The 16,131-nt window shown below is 58.9% G+C and carries 14 protein-coding genes; 11 read left to right on the plus strand and 3 right to left on the minus strand.

Annotated elements, in window-relative coordinates; translation table 11 throughout:
- Positions 1 to 6: 6 nt before the first annotated feature.
- From AC3WJW_RS12450 to AC3WJW_RS12470, 5 genes are read left to right on the plus strand one after another with little or no spacing between them, the layout of a single operon-like run.
- The gene (locus AC3WJW_RS12450; RefSeq protein WP_493726177.1) at positions 7 to 1,119 is read left to right on the plus strand and encodes a polysaccharide pyruvyl transferase family protein; all 1,113 of its coding nucleotides are present in this window, start codon (positions 7 to 9) and stop codon (positions 1,117 to 1,119) included.
- Entirely contained in the window at positions 1,116 to 2,345 is a 1,230-nt protein-coding gene (locus tag AC3WJW_RS12455) for an MATE family efflux transporter (protein WP_493726178.1), read from the plus strand. The genes AC3WJW_RS12450 and AC3WJW_RS12455 overlap by 4 nt, the downstream gene beginning before the upstream one ends.
- On the plus strand, positions 2,336 to 3,439 hold the full coding sequence (locus AC3WJW_RS12460) for a hypothetical protein (RefSeq protein ID WP_394597460.1): 1,104 nt from the start codon (positions 2,336 to 2,338) through the stop codon (positions 3,437 to 3,439). Before AC3WJW_RS12455 ends, AC3WJW_RS12460 begins: the two co-directional genes overlap by 10 nt.
- Before the next feature lie 12 nt (positions 3,440 to 3,451).
- On the plus strand, positions 3,452 to 4,489 hold the full coding sequence (locus AC3WJW_RS12465; protein ID WP_493726179.1) for an acyltransferase family protein: 1,038 nt from the start codon (positions 3,452 to 3,454) through the stop codon (positions 4,487 to 4,489).
- 27 nt (positions 4,490 to 4,516) lie between these two features.
- Positions 4,517 to 5,647, plus strand: coding sequence for an SGNH/GDSL hydrolase family protein (locus tag AC3WJW_RS12470; RefSeq protein ID WP_493726180.1), 1,131 nt, complete (start codon positions 4,517 to 4,519; stop codon positions 5,645 to 5,647).
- A gap of 247 nt (positions 5,648 to 5,894) precedes the next feature.
- On the opposite strand, the gene AC3WJW_RS12475 is transcribed toward AC3WJW_RS12470, so the two are convergent.
- Positions 5,895 to 6,317, minus strand: a complete 423-nt coding sequence (locus AC3WJW_RS12475) for a mannose-1-phosphate guanylyltransferase (RefSeq protein ID WP_493726181.1) — start codon at positions 6,315 to 6,317, stop codon at positions 5,895 to 5,897.
- A 47-nt stretch (positions 6,318 to 6,364) separates the two neighbouring features.
- On the minus strand, positions 6,365 to 7,198 hold the full coding sequence (gene galU / locus AC3WJW_RS12480; protein ID WP_102698711.1) for a UTP--glucose-1-phosphate uridylyltransferase GalU: 834 nt from the start codon (positions 7,196 to 7,198) through the stop codon (positions 6,365 to 6,367).
- 390 nt (positions 7,199 to 7,588) lie between these two features.
- Between galU and galE the strand changes: the two genes are divergently transcribed.
- The 6 genes from galE (at position 7,589) to AC3WJW_RS12510 (ending at position 13,793) form a co-directional block, all read left to right on the plus strand.
- The gene (gene galE, locus AC3WJW_RS12485; protein WP_102698710.1) at positions 7,589 to 8,605 is read left to right on the plus strand and encodes a UDP-glucose 4-epimerase GalE; all 1,017 of its coding nucleotides are present in this window, start codon (positions 7,589 to 7,591) and stop codon (positions 8,603 to 8,605) included.
- A 232-nt stretch (positions 8,606 to 8,837) separates the two neighbouring features.
- Positions 8,838 to 9,074: a hypothetical protein gene (locus AC3WJW_RS12490; RefSeq protein WP_102698709.1), complete on the plus strand. Its 237-nt coding sequence runs from the start codon at positions 8,838 to 8,840 to the stop codon at positions 9,072 to 9,074.
- A 90-nt stretch (positions 9,075 to 9,164) separates the two neighbouring features.
- Positions 9,165 to 10,280 (plus strand): polysaccharide biosynthesis/export family protein, encoded by a 1,116-nt coding sequence (locus tag AC3WJW_RS12495; RefSeq protein WP_493726182.1) that lies wholly within the window; start codon positions 9,165 to 9,167, stop codon positions 10,278 to 10,280.
- Positions 10,281 to 10,294: 14 nt separating this feature from the next.
- Positions 10,295 to 10,960 carry a YjbF family lipoprotein gene (locus AC3WJW_RS12500; RefSeq protein WP_493726183.1) on the plus strand — a complete coding sequence of 222 codons (666 nt, stop codon included), beginning with the start codon at positions 10,295 to 10,297 and terminating at the stop codon, positions 10,958 to 10,960.
- Entirely contained in the window at positions 10,957 to 11,718 is a 762-nt protein-coding gene (locus tag AC3WJW_RS12505; RefSeq protein ID WP_493726184.1) for a capsule biosynthesis GfcC family protein, read from the plus strand. The genes AC3WJW_RS12500 and AC3WJW_RS12505 overlap by 4 nt, the downstream gene beginning before the upstream one ends.
- Entirely contained in the window at positions 11,715 to 13,793 is a 2,079-nt protein-coding gene (locus tag AC3WJW_RS12510) for a YjbH domain-containing protein (protein ID WP_493726185.1), read from the plus strand. Before AC3WJW_RS12505 ends, AC3WJW_RS12510 begins: the two co-directional genes overlap by 4 nt.
- Positions 13,794 to 14,404: 611 nt before the next feature.
- On the opposite strand, the gene AC3WJW_RS12515 is transcribed toward AC3WJW_RS12510, so the two are convergent.
- Positions 14,405 to 15,799, minus strand: coding sequence for an undecaprenyl-phosphate glucose phosphotransferase (locus AC3WJW_RS12515; RefSeq protein ID WP_493726186.1), 1,395 nt, complete (start codon positions 15,797 to 15,799; stop codon positions 14,405 to 14,407).
- Positions 15,800 to 16,131 lie beyond the last annotated feature (332 nt).

Here is a 16,131-nt window from a genome sequence, read left to right on the forward strand (position 1 = left end):
AAGCATATGAATGTAACGATTTTGCATGGCTACAGTGCGTCCAACTCCGGTGACGGTCTGCTCGTGGATCTGGCCATTGCCCTGGTGCAGCGAAACTTTGGTGACGACACCTCGATCAGTGTCGTGGCCTCCGATCCGGAGTCTTTCAGTTACTTGCCGCACCCGCGTTTTGACGCGCCGGTCATGGCGGCCAAGGGGCTGGGGCGGGTCAAGCAAGCGGTGTTCCTCAATCAGTCCTACGCCGGTCTCGCGGATCTGTTGAAGAAAACCGATTTGATCGTCGGCGTCGGTGGCGGCTACATGCGCTCCAAAAGCGCCTTCGAACACATCAAGTTGAAACTGGGCCACGCCAAGCAACTGGAAACGGCGATCCTCAGCAAAGTGCCGTCGGTGTATCTGCCGCAAAGCATCGGACCGTTCCACGGCGAGAGCAGCAAGATCGTCGAGCATTACGCCAGCGCCGATGCGGTGTTCGTGCGCGACAATCGCTCATCGGCGATTTTCGATGCCTGTGAAAATGTCTACCGCGCGCCGGATCTGGCGGTCCAGTCATTGGCCAGCAAAATCCTCATGCAGCCCAAGTTCACCCGTTGCGCCTCATCGCCGGCAACGGTGTGCGTCGTGCTGCGCAAGCCGCCGGAGTGGAGCAAGGAGAAGAAGGTTGCCTACGTGGCCAATCTGAAGTTGCTGCTGCAGCGCTTGAAGAACAAAAGCAAAGTGGTTTGCGCGGTGCAGAGCGCCGTTCGCGGTAACGATGACGGTGCGTTCTATCGCGAACTGGGCATTACCGAAGACCTGCTGCCATTGAAAGCGACCTTGGCCAAATACCAGCCGGACCTGGTGATTTCCGTGCGCCTGCACGGCGCCATCGAATCGCTGCTGTCCGGCGTCCCGGCGTACCACATCAGCTATGAGCGCAAAGGTTTCGGCGCCTATCAGGACATGGGTGTTGAAGACTGGGTGATCAACGGTGGCGACATCAACGTCGACACCATCATCGACACGGTCTACGCACCGAATGCGCTGTCGAATTTTGGCAAGCGCCTGACCGATACCTGCCGCGAGATCGAGGCGAAAACCGTGGCCATGGACGACATCATCAAAGGTATCGTTCGATGATATTTCGGCTACTGCTTCGCGGCGGGGCATTGGGCGCGAAGTTTTTGCTGGTGCTGGCGATCACCCATTTCCTCGGTTATGAGGCACTGGGTTTTTATGGCGTGGTGGTCGCTGCCTCGTTGATTGCGTCGAAGTTCTACAGCGTCGGTTTCAGTTCCGAAATCAATCGGCTGATCAGCGTCGGTGGCAGTTCGCGACGGGTCGTCGACAAGGTCCTGCTGCTGTACCTGGCCGTGGGGCTGCTGTTGTCGGTGGCGACGGTGCTGGTGTATTCGCTGTTCCAGACGGTCGAGGCGACGACCGCGCTGATCCTCTGCGTGACCCTGGTTCTGCTCACCGAACACCTGTCGTTCGAAATCAACTCCTTCGTGTTTTCCGCGCAGAAAGCCACGGCCGGCGCGCTGCTGTTTTTCATCAAGACCGGCCTCTGGGCGCTGTTGGCCGTCGGCGGGATGATGCTCGGCCGGGTGTCCGGGATCGCCAGTGTGCTGTGGTTGTGGGTGGCGGCCAACGTGCTGGTGATCGTGGCTGGCTACCTGATTGTGGTGAGGGTGCACAAAGGCCGGGCGAGCGGGACGCTGGCCACGGCAACCGTGTGGAAGGCCGGGCTGCCGTTCTATCTCGGCACAGGCTTGATCGCGTTGAGTCAGTACGCCGAGCGTTTTCTGATCGTCGATCTGGAACCCTACGCCAGCCTGGGTAAATACGTGTACGCCTGGTCGGCGGCCAATACCTTGCAGGCGCTGTCCTATGCAGTGGTGGCGGTGGTCGGCATTCCGGTGCTCGCCAAGCGTTTTCAGGCTGATCCACAGCCGTTCACGGTCCGGCAACTGTTCGTGAACAAATGGGTCATGCGCTCGCTGGTGGTGTCCGCTGCGGTGGCGGTGCTGATTTATCTGTTCTTCAACGTTGTGCTCGATTACGTCGCCACGAGTGTTCCGCGTCCAGACAATGCGATTCTTGGCGTGCTGATTTTTTCCTTCGCGTTGCGTGCGATTGGCGACATCGTCTGGGGTGGTTTGATTGCCTCGAAGAACAGCCGGGTATCACTGGCCAGTGCGGCGATCTGCTTGTTGGTTTCGGTGCCGGTCAGCTACGTGCTGATCAAGCACTATTCGATCTACGGCGCTGCCTGGGGCAATGTCTTTGCGATCATCGTGCAGCTCGGCGTGATTGCCGTGTTGACCCGTGTGATCCGGCCGAAAGGGGCTTTGGCATGGGGTTGAAGCTGCCGTGCATCGAGTTTCGCGGCAAGAGACTCGATTCCTCGATTTCGTTCCTGATCCTCTTCACCGGGTTGTTTCTGTCGGTGGCCATGCCGCTGTTGGTCCCCCGCGATCCGGGCCCGGACGCCATGACCTTGTGGTCGTCCTACGCCCGTGCCGACAACTGCAATTTCTGGAACCCGTTCTCGCCGGACCGCTCTTCCTATGAGTGTTCGGCGTTTCTGCTGCGGCCCACCGGGATCAATCTGACCAATGCCTGGGCCTACGGCATGTTCTGCAACTTTTTCCTCACGGCGATTCCCGTGGTGGTCTTCCGGCGCATGCCCCTGACGATTTTCGGCACGCTGTGTCTGTGGGGCATCGTTCGCTCGTTTTTCCTGGAAAACCTGACCAAGGAAATCATCGTGTCGGTGGCGGTGTTGAGCATTTTGCTCAGCTCGTTGACGCGCAAATATCGCGGCGGATTTTTCCTCTCAGCGGTGATCTACGGCGTGCTGATCCGGCCCTACTGGATTCTGTTTTCACTGTCCTGGGTCGGCGTCTGCGTGATGAAGAAGTATGTCTCGCGCTTCACCTTCTTCCTGATGCTGTTCCTGTTCTACCTGGCGGTCGCCATGGCGATCCAGGTGGCGCTCGGGTTTCCGGTGTCGTCGATTCGCGCCAGTAACAACGAACTGCGCACGGCGGGCGAGGAGGGGTCCAAGTCGTTGATCGTCTCGTGGCTCAGCGGCAGCGACTTTGTCTCCCAGGCGCTGGACTCGATGATCATCTTCTTCCGGTTGTCGTTCCCGGTGGAGCTGATTCTGCTGTCGGGGCCGGGGCAGGTGATCTTCGTGGCGTTGATGATCATGACCGCGTTGCTGCTGTTCAAAGTCATCACCTCGACCGATTACAAAGGCGCGCCGATCCAGACCAAACCCAAGGAACTGATCGCGATTCCGCTGGCATTTTTGCTGGTTCAAGGGTTGTTCGAGCCGGACTTCGGCTCCTTCGCACGGCACTTCTCGATGGTGGTGCCGGTGCTGTTCGTGGGCCTGGGGTTGATGTTGCGGGCGAACAAGCCGGTGCAGGTTGAATCAAGAATTCTGAATTGAGGCAGGTGCTTTATGTCGAGCAAGAAAAAGTCCCTGGAGATCGAAACCCTGCGCGGCCTGGCGTGCCTGCTGCTGGTGCTCTATCACGTCATCGGCCCGTTGGGCGGCGGCTTGAAAATAGACCTGGGCTCGCCGTTCCGGGTGATCGCCGACTCCATGGTGTACGTGCGCATGCCGCTGTTCACCTTCATTTCCGGTTACATCTACTCCATCTACAAAATCCGCGGCAATGACTTTTCGGCGTTCTTCTCCGGCAAGGTCCGGCGGCTGATCGTGCCGCTGTTCTGCGTGGGCGTGCCGTTCTCTGTATTGCAGGCGGTAGGCCCGGGCGTGAACAAGGACGTCGGCGTGATCGATGCGTTGTTGTCGTTCTGGGTGCCGATCAACCACTTCTGGTTCTTGCAGGCGGTGTTCATCATTTTCATGTTCGTCGGCCTGCTGGAGTGGCGTGGTTTGCTGCGTTCGGCGACGCGCCTGTATTTGCTGTTCGCCTTTGCGGCGGTGCTGTTTTTGCTACCGCCGTTCAAGTTCGATGCGTTCGGCATCAACGGCGCGATCTACCTGCTACCGTTTTTTGTGGCGGGGATGATTGGCCAGGAAAATGTCGATGGGTTGAAGCAACGGTTCAAGGTGATCGGGCCGTTGGTGTTTGTGTTGATCTCGCTGACGCTGCTGTACGTGGCGGTGGTGGATCGCGAGTTGATCGTCGACCGCCGCAGCCTGATCGGTTTGACCGTGGGTTGCGTGTCCTGCATTGCGTTGCTGTCGAGTGACATGCGCTCGAAATGGCTGACCTGGCTCGGCGGGTATTCCTACGCGATCTTCCTGTTCCATGTGTTGTTTGCCGCCACTTCGCGGTTTGTCCTGGGGCGGTTGGGCGTGAAGGACGAAAGCCTTCTGGTGTTCGGTGGCCTGACGTGTGGCTTGCTGGGGCCGGTGGTGCTGTCGATGGTTTTCAGTCGATTCAACTTCACCTCCGTGCTGTTCCTGGGTGAGCGTGCGGCGGCGAAAAAAACGCCGGCAAACGTCGCCCCGGTGCCGCAGACCTGATGAGTGTCCGAGTAAAGGAAACGATGCATGTTGGCACTTGATGACGTCCAGCCTGTTGCGGCGTCAGTGGTCGAGGTCGGCGACGCTCGCGAACGGTTCGGCCAGTGGCGCGAAGGGAAGGGTGGGACGGTCCTGTCCATCTCGGTGATCGGCGACAGCTACAGCGCCGGGCAGGATTTCTATCTGAACAAACTGGTGCAGCGGCTGGCCGGGGACACGGGTTTCGCCGGTCCCGGCTATGTCGGCTTCAACCACGGCGCGGCACTTGGCGGCACGCACTTCAAATACACCCGCAGCAGTGAGAAGTACTTCGGCGGTGACTGGCAATTGTCCGCCCTTGGCCAGGCCAGCCCCGACAGTCGCACCCTTACCGGTCGGCCCGGCGCCTGGCTGGAGATCGATGCCGATCCGACACCGGCCATCGACACGACTGTCACTCAAGCGAAATTGCTCTACCTCGGCAATGGCGAACCCAATGAGGTTCGCTACCGTTGGGCACCGTCGCAATCCTGGCAACCATTGACGCTCGCAGGCTCAGGGGTTCAGGAAGTGCCACTGCCGGGCACATCGGCAGCCAAAGATTGGGCGTTCCGGTTGGAAGTGGTGAAAGGCGCGCCAACGCTCTTTGGCCTGTGGATGAGCAACGAACAGGGCGGCGTGAGGGTGTCCAAACTGGCGGCGTCCGGTGCGGCGTCCGCTGACTTCTATCACAGCGATGGCCGTTGGCAGGCGCAGTGGAAGACGGTGGTGTCGAAGATTCCCGCCGACATCTACCTGATCATGCTGGGCGGCAACGACCAGGGTTTTGGCGTGAAACCCGAGCAGTACTTGAAGAACATTCAGGGCTTGGTGGGGATGGTCCGCGAGATTCAACCGGCGGCGAGCATCAACCTGATCCTGCGCCAGGACACCACACGTTCCAGTGCTTACCCGATGTCGGCCTATGCGCAAGTCCTGGAGCTCTGGGCACGCAAGGAACACCTCGGTTACGCCAATCTGCAGTGCGCGTTCGGCACCGACTTCAAGCGTTATGCCGCCACCATGATCGGCCCGGACAAGATTCATCCGGTTCCGGCCACGGGTGGGCGAGTGATTGCCGATTACTTCTATCGCTGGATTGCTGGTGGGCAGGACAGCTGCGATGCCCGCGTGATGTAGGAGCTGCCGAAGGCTGCGATCTTTTGATTTTGTTTTTCGAGATCAAGATCAAAAGATCGCAGCCTGCGGCAGCTCCTACAGGGAGCTGCGACAATTTTCGGCTTTTCGAATGTCTCCGGGTGCGGGCGCTGCGACAATTTCGACCATTTTGAATGTCTGCGGCGTGATGTAGGAGCTGCCGAAGGCTGCGATCTTTTGATTTTGATTTTAACGATCAAGATCAAAAGATCGTAGCCTGCGGCAGCTCCTACAGGGAGCTGCGACTATTTTCGAATGTCTCCAGGTGACTCAGCAGCTCTGCGGTTTTAAGCGGCATCAGTTGCGTAGCACAACGGGTCTCCACGTTGATGATGATGGCCGGGTCGTTGCAGCAAATGCGCACCCGGAACCGCCAGTCGCTGAATATCACTTTCAGCCCATCGCGGTCGTCGATTTCCAGCGCCTGCCCGCGGTAAAGCTTTTTCAGGTGGGCGAGGAGGGGATAGGGGTCGAGCATCGGCCGGCGGATGTCTCCGGAAGAGGGAAACATACCGATTCGTTCCACCAGCAGAGTGGGGCCGAGCCAGGATTCGTTGGCGCTCGGCAACCGCTGATGGCGCGATAACGAGGACATCACCCCGAGGTTGCCCACCTCCATTTCAATGTATGCCGAGAGTTGTGCAATGTTCATGGTTGGCCTGCCTGAATGAAGAGTGGGCTTCGGGTGTTGGAGCCGTCTTAGCGGCCCTTCAAATACACGTTTTCGTAGCAGAAGTTGGTCGCCTGCAGGTAACCCTCGGCGTCGCCGCAATCGAAGCGCAAACCCTTGAATTTGTAGGCCAGCACACAGCCGTTCTGCGCCTGTTTCATCAGCGCGTCGGTGATCTGGATTTCCCCGCCTTTACCCGGCTCGGTGTCGGCGATCAGGTCGAAGATATCCGGCGTCAGAATGTAGCGGCCGATGATCGCCAGGTTCGACGGGGCGTCCTGCGGGGCCGGTTTTTCCACCATGTTGTTGACCCGGTAGATCCCGTCGGAGATCGGCTCGCCGGCAATCACGCCGTACTTGTGGGTCTGGTCGCGGGGGACTTCCTGGATGGCCACGATCGAGCAGCGGAATTTCTTGTAGAGCTCGATCATTTGCGTGAGCACGCCATCACCTTCCAGGTTCAGGCACAGGTCATCGGCCAGTACCACGGCGAAGGGTTCGTCGCCGATCAACGGACGGCCACTGAGAATCGCGTGGCCCAGGCCCTTCATTTCCACCTGGCGGGTGTAGGAGAAGGTGCAGGTGTCGATGAGCTCGCGGGTTCCGGCCAGGAACTTCTCTTTCTCGGTGCCGCGAATCTGGTGCTCCAGCTCATAGCTGATGTCGAAGTGGTCTTCCAGCGCGCGCTTGCCCCGCCCGGTGACGATCGCCATGTGTTGCAGGCCGGCGTCCCGTGCTTCTTCGACGGCGTACTCGATCAATGGCTTGTTGACGATCGGCAGCATTTCCTTGGGCATGGCTTTGGTTGCCGGCAAGAAACGAGTGCCATAGCCGGCAGCGGGGAACAAACATTTACGAATCATAAAAGTATCCTGGACAGTCATGGAACACAGCCAACGGGTGCGCGCAATAACGAGTGATTGCAAGTTTCAATGATTATTGAAGGCTTACTTTAATACCTGAGAGTGGCCACTAGTGGCAAATAGCAATGTGCGGATAACGCGACAATGTTATGAGATGTCGGGTTGATAGTTGTTAGTTATTTTTAGTCGGTATCTGTTGATAGTGGTGAGTGCGTCGGAATGCTAATAAGTATTCCGCAATACAGTTTGGCCTGAAAAAATATTTATTGCCAGTCGTTGAACTAATTTTGTTTTGGGTTGTTGTCGCTCTTATTTGTGTGGATCAGCACACAGCTTTAACAAGAGGGGCTTGACACGCAACTTCGCACTTTTCCCACTATGGACCGCGCTATGAAAATTCTGGTAACGGGTGGAGCTGGATATATCGGTTCGCACACCACGCTCGCGCTGCTTGAGGCAGGCTATGAAGTTGTTGTGCTGGATAATCTTTGCAACAGCAGCGACGCGGCATTGCACGCGGTGGAAGCCATTTGCGGCAAGAGTGCGCTGATGATCCGCGGTGATGTGTGCGACCGGGCCTTGCTGGACCGGATTTTCCAGCAGCATGCCATCGATGCCGTCCTGCATTTTGCCGGTCTCAAGGCTGTGGGCGAGAGCGTGCGCAAGCCGCTTGAGTATTACGAGACCAACGTCAGCGGCAGCATCACGCTGTGTCAGGCGATGGCCGCAGCCGGGGTGTTTCGCCTGGTGTTCAGTTCATCGGCCACGGTATACGGCGAGCCGGAGCAGATGCCGATCCGCGAGGACTTCCCCACGGGCAACCCCACCAATCCCTACGGTCAATCCAAGCTGATCGTCGAAAATGTATTGCGCGACCTGAGCCTGGCCGAACCGCGCTGGAGCATCGCGCTGTTGCGTTACTTCAACCCGATCGGCGCGCATGACAGCGGCCATCTGGGCGAAGACCCCAGTGGCATTCCGAACAACCTGGTGCCCTACATCAGCCAGGTGGCGGTGGGCAGCCTGCAGGAGTTGTCGATCTTCGGCAACGATTACCCCACGGTCGACGGTACCGGGGTACGCGACTACATCCACGTCGTGGACTTGGCGGACGGGCATCTCAAGGCCTTGCAGTCCATCGCCGGGCGCACCGGCATCCATACCTGGAACCTGGGCACGGGCGATGGCTACAGCGTGTTGCAAGTCCTGCGGGCGTTCGAGCAGGCGTGCGGCCAACCGGTGCCCTATCGGATGATGCCGCGTCGCTCGGGTGATATCGCCGAGAGCTGGGCCGACCCTTCCAAGGCGCAGAAGGAGCTGGGCTGGAAGGCTACGCGCAACTTGCAGGACATGGTCATCGATACCTGGCGCTGGCAATCGAACCACCCCAAAGGCTACCTGGGATGATGGCGTTTTAGCCCAATGTTATTTCCGGTCAGGTTGTTAGATATCGTCGGGAAAATACACTGGCCATGCCTTTTGCAAGTCCGTAGATATAAACCTGCCGTTCGACTTTTATCAGTTGGGTAAGACTGTGAAAGAACAACGGATCTTGTTCGCACTTTTCGCGGACTTGAACTCTACCACCTCTAACGTAATGCCCGATTTCTATCAGGTTGAATGTTAGAAAGGAGTTGATATGAAGAAAGCGATGGCAATTGCCCTGTTGACGATGTTGAGCAACTGGGCGTCCGCGGTAGAAGCGCCGCTTACAACTGCGACCAATGTATTGGGTAACGTGGCGGCGACTCAAGCCACTGCAGCCAGTACTGCAATGGTCGCCAGTGCTGTAGCGGCGTCCAACAGTGGTGGAAGTGCAAACGGCGGTACCACGGGTACGACAGGTACCACGGGTACAACCGGCACGCACAACTAACTGAAACACCTGTTGGTGCAGTACAAGGTCGCCCGATGCAAATCGGGTGACTTTGTTTTTAGATTCGCCCTTGAATAGCGTAGTGCCATTATGACTCGTAGTTTTTCTCTTTTAATGTTGGCAAGCATCGCTTTACAAGGTTGCATGTTTTCCCCCGGCCAATACCTGAGCACCAGTGATATCACACGCCAGGGCGCCAGTGAGAGCAGCCGGGTCGAGCTCATTCCGATCACACCCAAGCTCATCTCCATGAACAGGGCCACGCAAAAGCGTGAGTCCGTGCCGGCGGAATTGCTGGCGGCCCCGGCCGAGTACCGCATCGGCAGCAACGATGTCCTGTACATCACGGTCTGGGACCACCCGGAGCTGACGGCACCCTCCGGCGCGCAACAGCAGATTGACGCCAACGGTCGCCTGGTGCGTGCCGATGGCACGCTCTACTACCCGTTTATCAAAGAGGTCCAGGCGGCCGGTAAAACCGTCCAGCAATTGCGGGCGGACATCGAAGCCAGGCTGTCGGCCTTCATCGCGGAGCCGCAAGTGGATGTCGCCGTGTTGCGCTTTTCCAGCCAGAAAGTCGTGGTGACGGGCGCCGTTTCGAAGGCCGGTCCGCAAGCGATTTCCACCAACCCGCTCAGTGTGGTCGAGGCCCTCGGTTCGGCCGGTATCGATACGGCGAACGCCGACTTGTCCGGTCTGTTGCTGACGCGAAACGGGCGGGTCTATACGCTCAATCTCGACACGCTCAATCAATCGGATTCCGAGTTGCAGAGCGTCTACCTCAAGGGTGGCGACCAGTTGTATCTGCCGTACAACGACAAGAAGCGCATCTACGTCATGGGTGAGGTCAACCAGCCGCGCGCACTGAGCTTCAAGACCGCCACCATGAACCTGTCCGATGTGCTGGGCTCGGTCGGCGGATTGAGTCAGACCACCTCCAACGGTAACGCCGTGTACGTGATCAGGGGTGTTGAAAACCTCGATGTGGAACCGGCGAAGGTCTACCAGTTGCAAGCCGAATCACCGACCGCCATGGCGCTGGCCACGCACTTTGAAGTACGTCCCCAGGACGTCGTCTACGTAGGTCCTGCCAACGTGACTCGCTGGAATCGCTTCATCAGCCAGTTGGTGCCGTCGGCATCGATTGTCGGTACAGGCGCTTCCGCGGCGAAGAACATGAGTGAAGTCAGCAGCAACAGCAATTAAGGCCGGGTCCGATCGTGAGAACGTTGAAAGTTGGCGTCTGCTTGATAGCGGCCTTGATGTTGTGTGGCTGTAACCCGCTGATGGTCGCTTCGTTGACCAACTTCAAATCGGCGGTGTCAGGGCCGGATGAGCTGGACGTGACGGCGGCCCAGGTGGCGGATGTCCGCTATCCCCAGCTCAAGCTGACCACACCGTTCGGTTCCGGCGTGCTGGCGCTGGTGCGCGAGCGCGACGACCTGCAGTTCTGGGTCGCATCCGGCAAACAGGTTCTGCTCATGCGCGATGGCCTGGCGGTGCGCAGCATCGGCCTGGGCCTGGGCGGCGATCTGGACGGGACGCGCCTTGCCGACGTCTCGCCCTTCAAGCTAGGCCTCCATCAAGTGCCCGATGGCTACACCAGCCAGCGCTGGATCGATCTCTACCAGGGCCAGGAAGTCGGGGTGACGCTGAACAGTCGCTTCTCGCGCAAATCCATGGAAACCCTGGAAATCCTCAACAAGGAATACGCCGTGCTACGTGTCGATGAGCAGATTGACGCGCCGGCCATCGGCCTGCGTGCGACCAATCGTTACTGGGTCGACCCTGTTGACGGTTTCATTGTGCAGAGTGAGCAGCAACTGACCTCGCAGTTACGGGTCAAGATCGTGCAACTGACCCCTGACCGCAGGCATGCCCGGTGAAGCGGGTCAGGGCTCTATCGGCGTGCCTGCTGTTGCTCACCAGCCTCAGCCATGCAGCGGTCACCGTCACCGGTGACGTGGCCAACCCGGGGCCGGTCGAGCTGCCGGCGGGCGGGCGGTTGCTGGACGTGATCAGCGTGGCCCAGCCCAATGCCGAGAGTTACTGGTTGGCGGGTGTATTGCTGCGTCAGTCCCTGGTCGAGCAACAGGCTCGGCTCAAGGCCGGGGTGCTGTTCGATCTGGATGTGTTGCAACGCATGGCCGTGCTTTTCGACAGGCCGAGCCGGGCTGCCCTGGCGGTGCGCTTGGCCGAGCAAGTCCGGCGCATGCCGGTCACCGGGCGCCAGGTGGCGGTTCTGGATCCGGTCGCCGTGGAAGTCGGGTTTGCCCGCAACATCCGCCTGGACGACGGCGACCGCCTCATCTACCCGTTGCGGGTCGACGAAGTCGAGGTGCTCGGCGCTGTCGCCGAGTCGTGCCGGTTGACCTATCAGCCACTGCAAGAGGCCCGCGATTACCTGCAGGGTTGCACGCCGCTGGTCGATGCGGACGCCGATTACCTGTGGTTGATCCAGCCCAACGGCGTCACCCGGCGTGTCGGCATTGCGCACTGGAATCGCGAGAGCGGGCAGATACCTGTCGCCGGCAGCAGGATTCTGGTCCCGGTCAAAACCGATGACCTTGATCCGCCTGTCCCTGAACTGAATCAGCAGTTGGCCGAATTTATTGCCACGCAGCTGGCTGAGGTGGTTCGTTGAATTTACGTTTTGCAGCCGTATTGTTATTGCCGTGTGGTCTGGCTTATGCAGAACCACGCATTACCCAGAATGATTTCGGTGGCGCGGGCTTGTTGCAGACGCCGACGGCGCGCATGGCGCCGGCCGGTGAGTTGAGCCTGAATGCCAACCGCACCGACCCCTATAGTCGCTACAGCGTTTCACTTCAGCCGCTTGAGTGGCTGGAAGGTTCGTTTCGCTACACCGCGATCACCAACCGCCCCTATGGCCCTGAATCGTTGAGCGGCAACCAGAGCTACAAGGACAAGGCGGTCGACCTCAAGGCACGCCTGTGGGAAGAAACCCATTGGGCGCCCGAGGTGGCCTTGGGCTTCCGGGACATCGGCGGTACAGGCCTGTTCTCCAGTGAGTTCGTGGTGGCCAACAAGCGCTACGACAATTTTGATTTCAGCGCCGGCATTGCCTGGGGCTATCTGGGCAACCGCGGCGACTTCGAAAACCCGCTGGGCTACCTCGGTGATCGATTCAAGACCCGGCCGGACAACGAAGGCACCGGTGATGTCAACGCCGGGGCCTATTTTCGTGGCAGCCCTTCCTTTTTCGGCGGTGTGAGCTACCAGACACCCTGGGATCGGCTCAGCCTGAAACTCGAGTACGAAGGCAACGATTACAAGCACGAGCCGAAGGACAACCAGATCAAGCAAGACTCGCCGATCAACCTTGGCGCGGTGTTCAAGTTGACTGACTCGATCGACGTCAGCGCGGCCTGGGAGCGCGGCAACACGGCGATGTTCGGCGTCACCTTTCACACCAACTTCGCCAGCCGCAAGGCGCCGGCCAAGACGTTCGACCCGCCGGCTGAACCCTTGCCGGCGAAGGCGCCGAGTACCGGGATGGATCAGGTCGACTGGGCCGATGTGTCCCGGCGCCTGCAGCAAAATGCCGGGTACAAGGTCGAGCGCATCAGCCAGCGCGATTCCGAATTGTTCGTGTATGGCGAGCAGCAGCGTTACTTCCATTCGGCCAAGGCCGTAGGCCGCGCGAGCCGGATTCTGGACAACAGCGTCAACGACGATATCGACTGGTTCACCGTGGTGAACAAACGCTACGGCCTGCCGCTGGAAGAAACCAGCGTGCCTCGGCAAACCTTCCGCGAAGTGATCAACAATGAGGAGCCGCTGCAATCGCTGCACCGCACCACCGAGATCAACCCGGCGATGCCGCACAACGAGAAAACCCTCTACACCGAAGCGATGCAGCCATTCGCTTATGGTGTCGGGCTGGGCTTCAAGCAGAACGTCGGCGGCCCCGATGGCTTGCTCTATCAGTTCAGCGCCGACGCGGACGCCGAGTACCGTTTCAACCGCAACACCTGGTGGAGCGGCTTGCTCAGTGCCAACCTGATCAACAACTTCGACAAGTTCACCTATGACGCACCCAGCGGCTTGCCCCGCGTGCGCACGGACTTGCGCCAGTACATGACCACGTCCGATGTCACCATGCCGTTGTTCCAGCTCAGCCATGCCGAGCAGTTGGACAAGGACCTGTATGGCATGGTGTACGGTGGCTACCTGGAGTCGATGTTTGCCGGCGTCGGGGGCGAGGTGCTGTTCCGTCCGACCGGCGAGCGCTGGTCGGTGGGCGCGGACCTGAACTACGTCCGCCAGCGGGAGTTCGACCAGGGGTTTGGTTTGCGTGATTATTCAGTGGTGACCGGCCACATCACCGGCTACACCGACTTGCCCTACGATACGCTGGCCGCCGTCAGCGTCGGGCGGTACCTGGCGGGTGACTGGGGCGGCACACTGGATATTTCGCGGGAGTTTTCCAATGGTGTACGGTTTGGCGCCTGGGCAACGATCACCACCGCCACCGGTGCTGAATACGGCGAAGGTAGTTTCGACAAAGGCATCTACCTGTCCATTCCGTTCGACGAACTGATGAGCATGTCGACCATGCGCCGCGCCAACCTCGTCTGGTCGCCACTGACCCGGGACGGCGGTGCACGGCTCAATCGCAGCTACCAGTTGCACTCCATGACCGACAGCCGCGACGACGACATGTTCTACCGCAACTTCGAGAAGATCACCGAGTAACCTGTGGGAGCGAGCTTGCTCGCGAAGGCGTCGGTACAGCCAGCATCCATATTGCCTGACCCTACGCTTTCGCGAGCAGGCTCGCTCCCACAGTGGGTCTATTGGTGACTCGGAAATCTGGCCAGATACCCGATTCCTGTGGGAGCGAGCCTGCTCGCGAAGGCGTCGGCACATCCAGCATTGATGTTGGCTGACCCGACGCTTTCGCGGGCAAGCCCGCTCCCACAGTGGGTCTATTGGTGACTCGGAAATCTGGCTAGATACCCGATTCCTGTGGGAGCGAGCTTGCTCGCGATGGCGTCGGCACATCCAGCATCCATGTTGGCTGACCCGACGCCATCGCGGGCAAGCCACGCTCCCACAGTAGTTACTTGGCGACCGGTAGATCCAGGCACACCGCCAATCCCCTGTGGGAGCGAGCTTGCTCGCGATGGCGTCGGCACATCCAGCATTGATGATGGCTGACCTGACGCTTTCGCGAGCAGGCTCGCTCCCACAGGGGGGGCTTTTGGTTAGCCGGAGATCCGGGCAACCACCCATCTCCCGAATCACAGCCACAAAAAAGGGGACTTGCGTCCCCTTGCGGTGTTGCCTTGTGCAGCCCTAGACCATCAGTAGATGTCTTTCGACAACAAGGTGAACGGCGTCTTCACCAGAATCTTCAGGTCCAGCCACAACGACCAGTTGTTGATGTACTTGAGGTCGATCTCGACACGCTTCTGCATCTTGTCGATGGTATCCGTCTCGCCACGGCAACCATTGATTTGCGCCAGGCCCGTAATGCCCGGTTTGATTCGATGGCGCGCCATGTAGGCGAGAATTTTCCCGGAGTAGTAGTTGTTGTGCGCGATGGCGTGAGGGCGTGGGCCGACCAGGGCCATGTGTCCTTGCAGCACGTTGAACAGTTGCGGCAACTCGTCCAGCGAAGTGCGACGGATGAAGCGTCCGACGGCGGTGATGCGCGAGTCGTTACGGCTGGCCTGCTTGACCTCATGATCATCGTGCACCCGCATGGAGCGGAACTTCCACACCTGGATCACCTTGCCGTTCCAGCCATGACGGTCCTGCTTGAAGAACACCGGGCCGGGCGAATTGAGCTTTACGGCCAGTGCAATGAGCAGCAACACCGGGCTCAGCAGGATAATCGCCAGCAGGGCCACGCTTTTTTCCGCCAGGCTTTTACTCAGTGCGGCAGTGGGCCGGCTGGTCAGCGGACTTTCGTTCAGGTAGATCGCCGGCAAGCCGTCCACGACTTTCACCGAGTGATTGAGCAGCGTCAGGCTGTTCAAGTCCGGCACCCAGACCACGTCAACGTTGGCATCCAGCAAATCGACGTACATGGCTTCGATTTGTGCCGCCTCCGACAGGGGCAGGGTGATGTACAAACGACGGATGTCATGGGTCTTGATCAGTTCGAGCAGGTCTTCCTGGGCGCCGACGATGCGGGGGGCGCCGGGTTCCAGAGAGGGAAGGGTGCCGTTGCTGACCAGGCCCACCAATGGCAGGTTTTCGAGGTCGCTCAGCTTGTTCGCCAATCCCAGTGCCAGTTCACCGGTGCCGACGATCAGGGTTTTATGCTCGCTTTTGCGTGACCGCTGGTAGAACTTCGAAAACGCATGCAGCGGCGCATACAGCAACGCCTGTCCGAGGAAACCGTACACCGCCCAACCCAGGATGACTTGTCGGGAAAACAACTCATCGGCCTTGCAGATAAACGCGATGCAGGCCAGCGCCGCCATTGTCATGGACCAGCCCATGAACAGGCGTCCCAGCCCTGACAGATAATTGTCTCTTTTGCGGTACACACCGCTGAACGTATAAGCCGGAACCGAGGCCAGGACGGCGAGCGTTGCGCACATCCGGTAATAGAACTCGACCGATCCGGTGTGCCGTTCAGCAAGTATGAACAACAGCGAAACTACAAAGGCCTGTGCCAGCGCCCATTGTCCCCAAAAGGTAAGTCCCTTGAGGCCAGTGTTTCGATTGATACCAAGAGTAAGATCCATACAATATCCCCAAAAGACGTCCATTCAGGTTTCGACAGTTGAAATCCGAGTTGTTAAGCAGACTTGTTATTGTTGTTAGAGCGAGTGTCCTGAGGTAACAACGTCGATATGCCGAACTGTCGTCAGTCAATAGACTAAGTTATTGGCGGAGATACTGTCTGACGAGTTCTAACAAGATGGCAAAGTGCCAACTATCAGGATTTTAGAAAAGATCGAGCGTTAGAAAAGGTCGAATGGAAGAGGGTGAATAATTAGAGTGGTCTTTGGTATTGTAGGAGGGGTGGGGATAAGAGGGTCTTGCCAGTGCGGAGGTTGTAACCAAACAGAGTGCT

The organism is Pseudomonas sp. GW821-FHT07G06 (assembly GCF_058986625.1).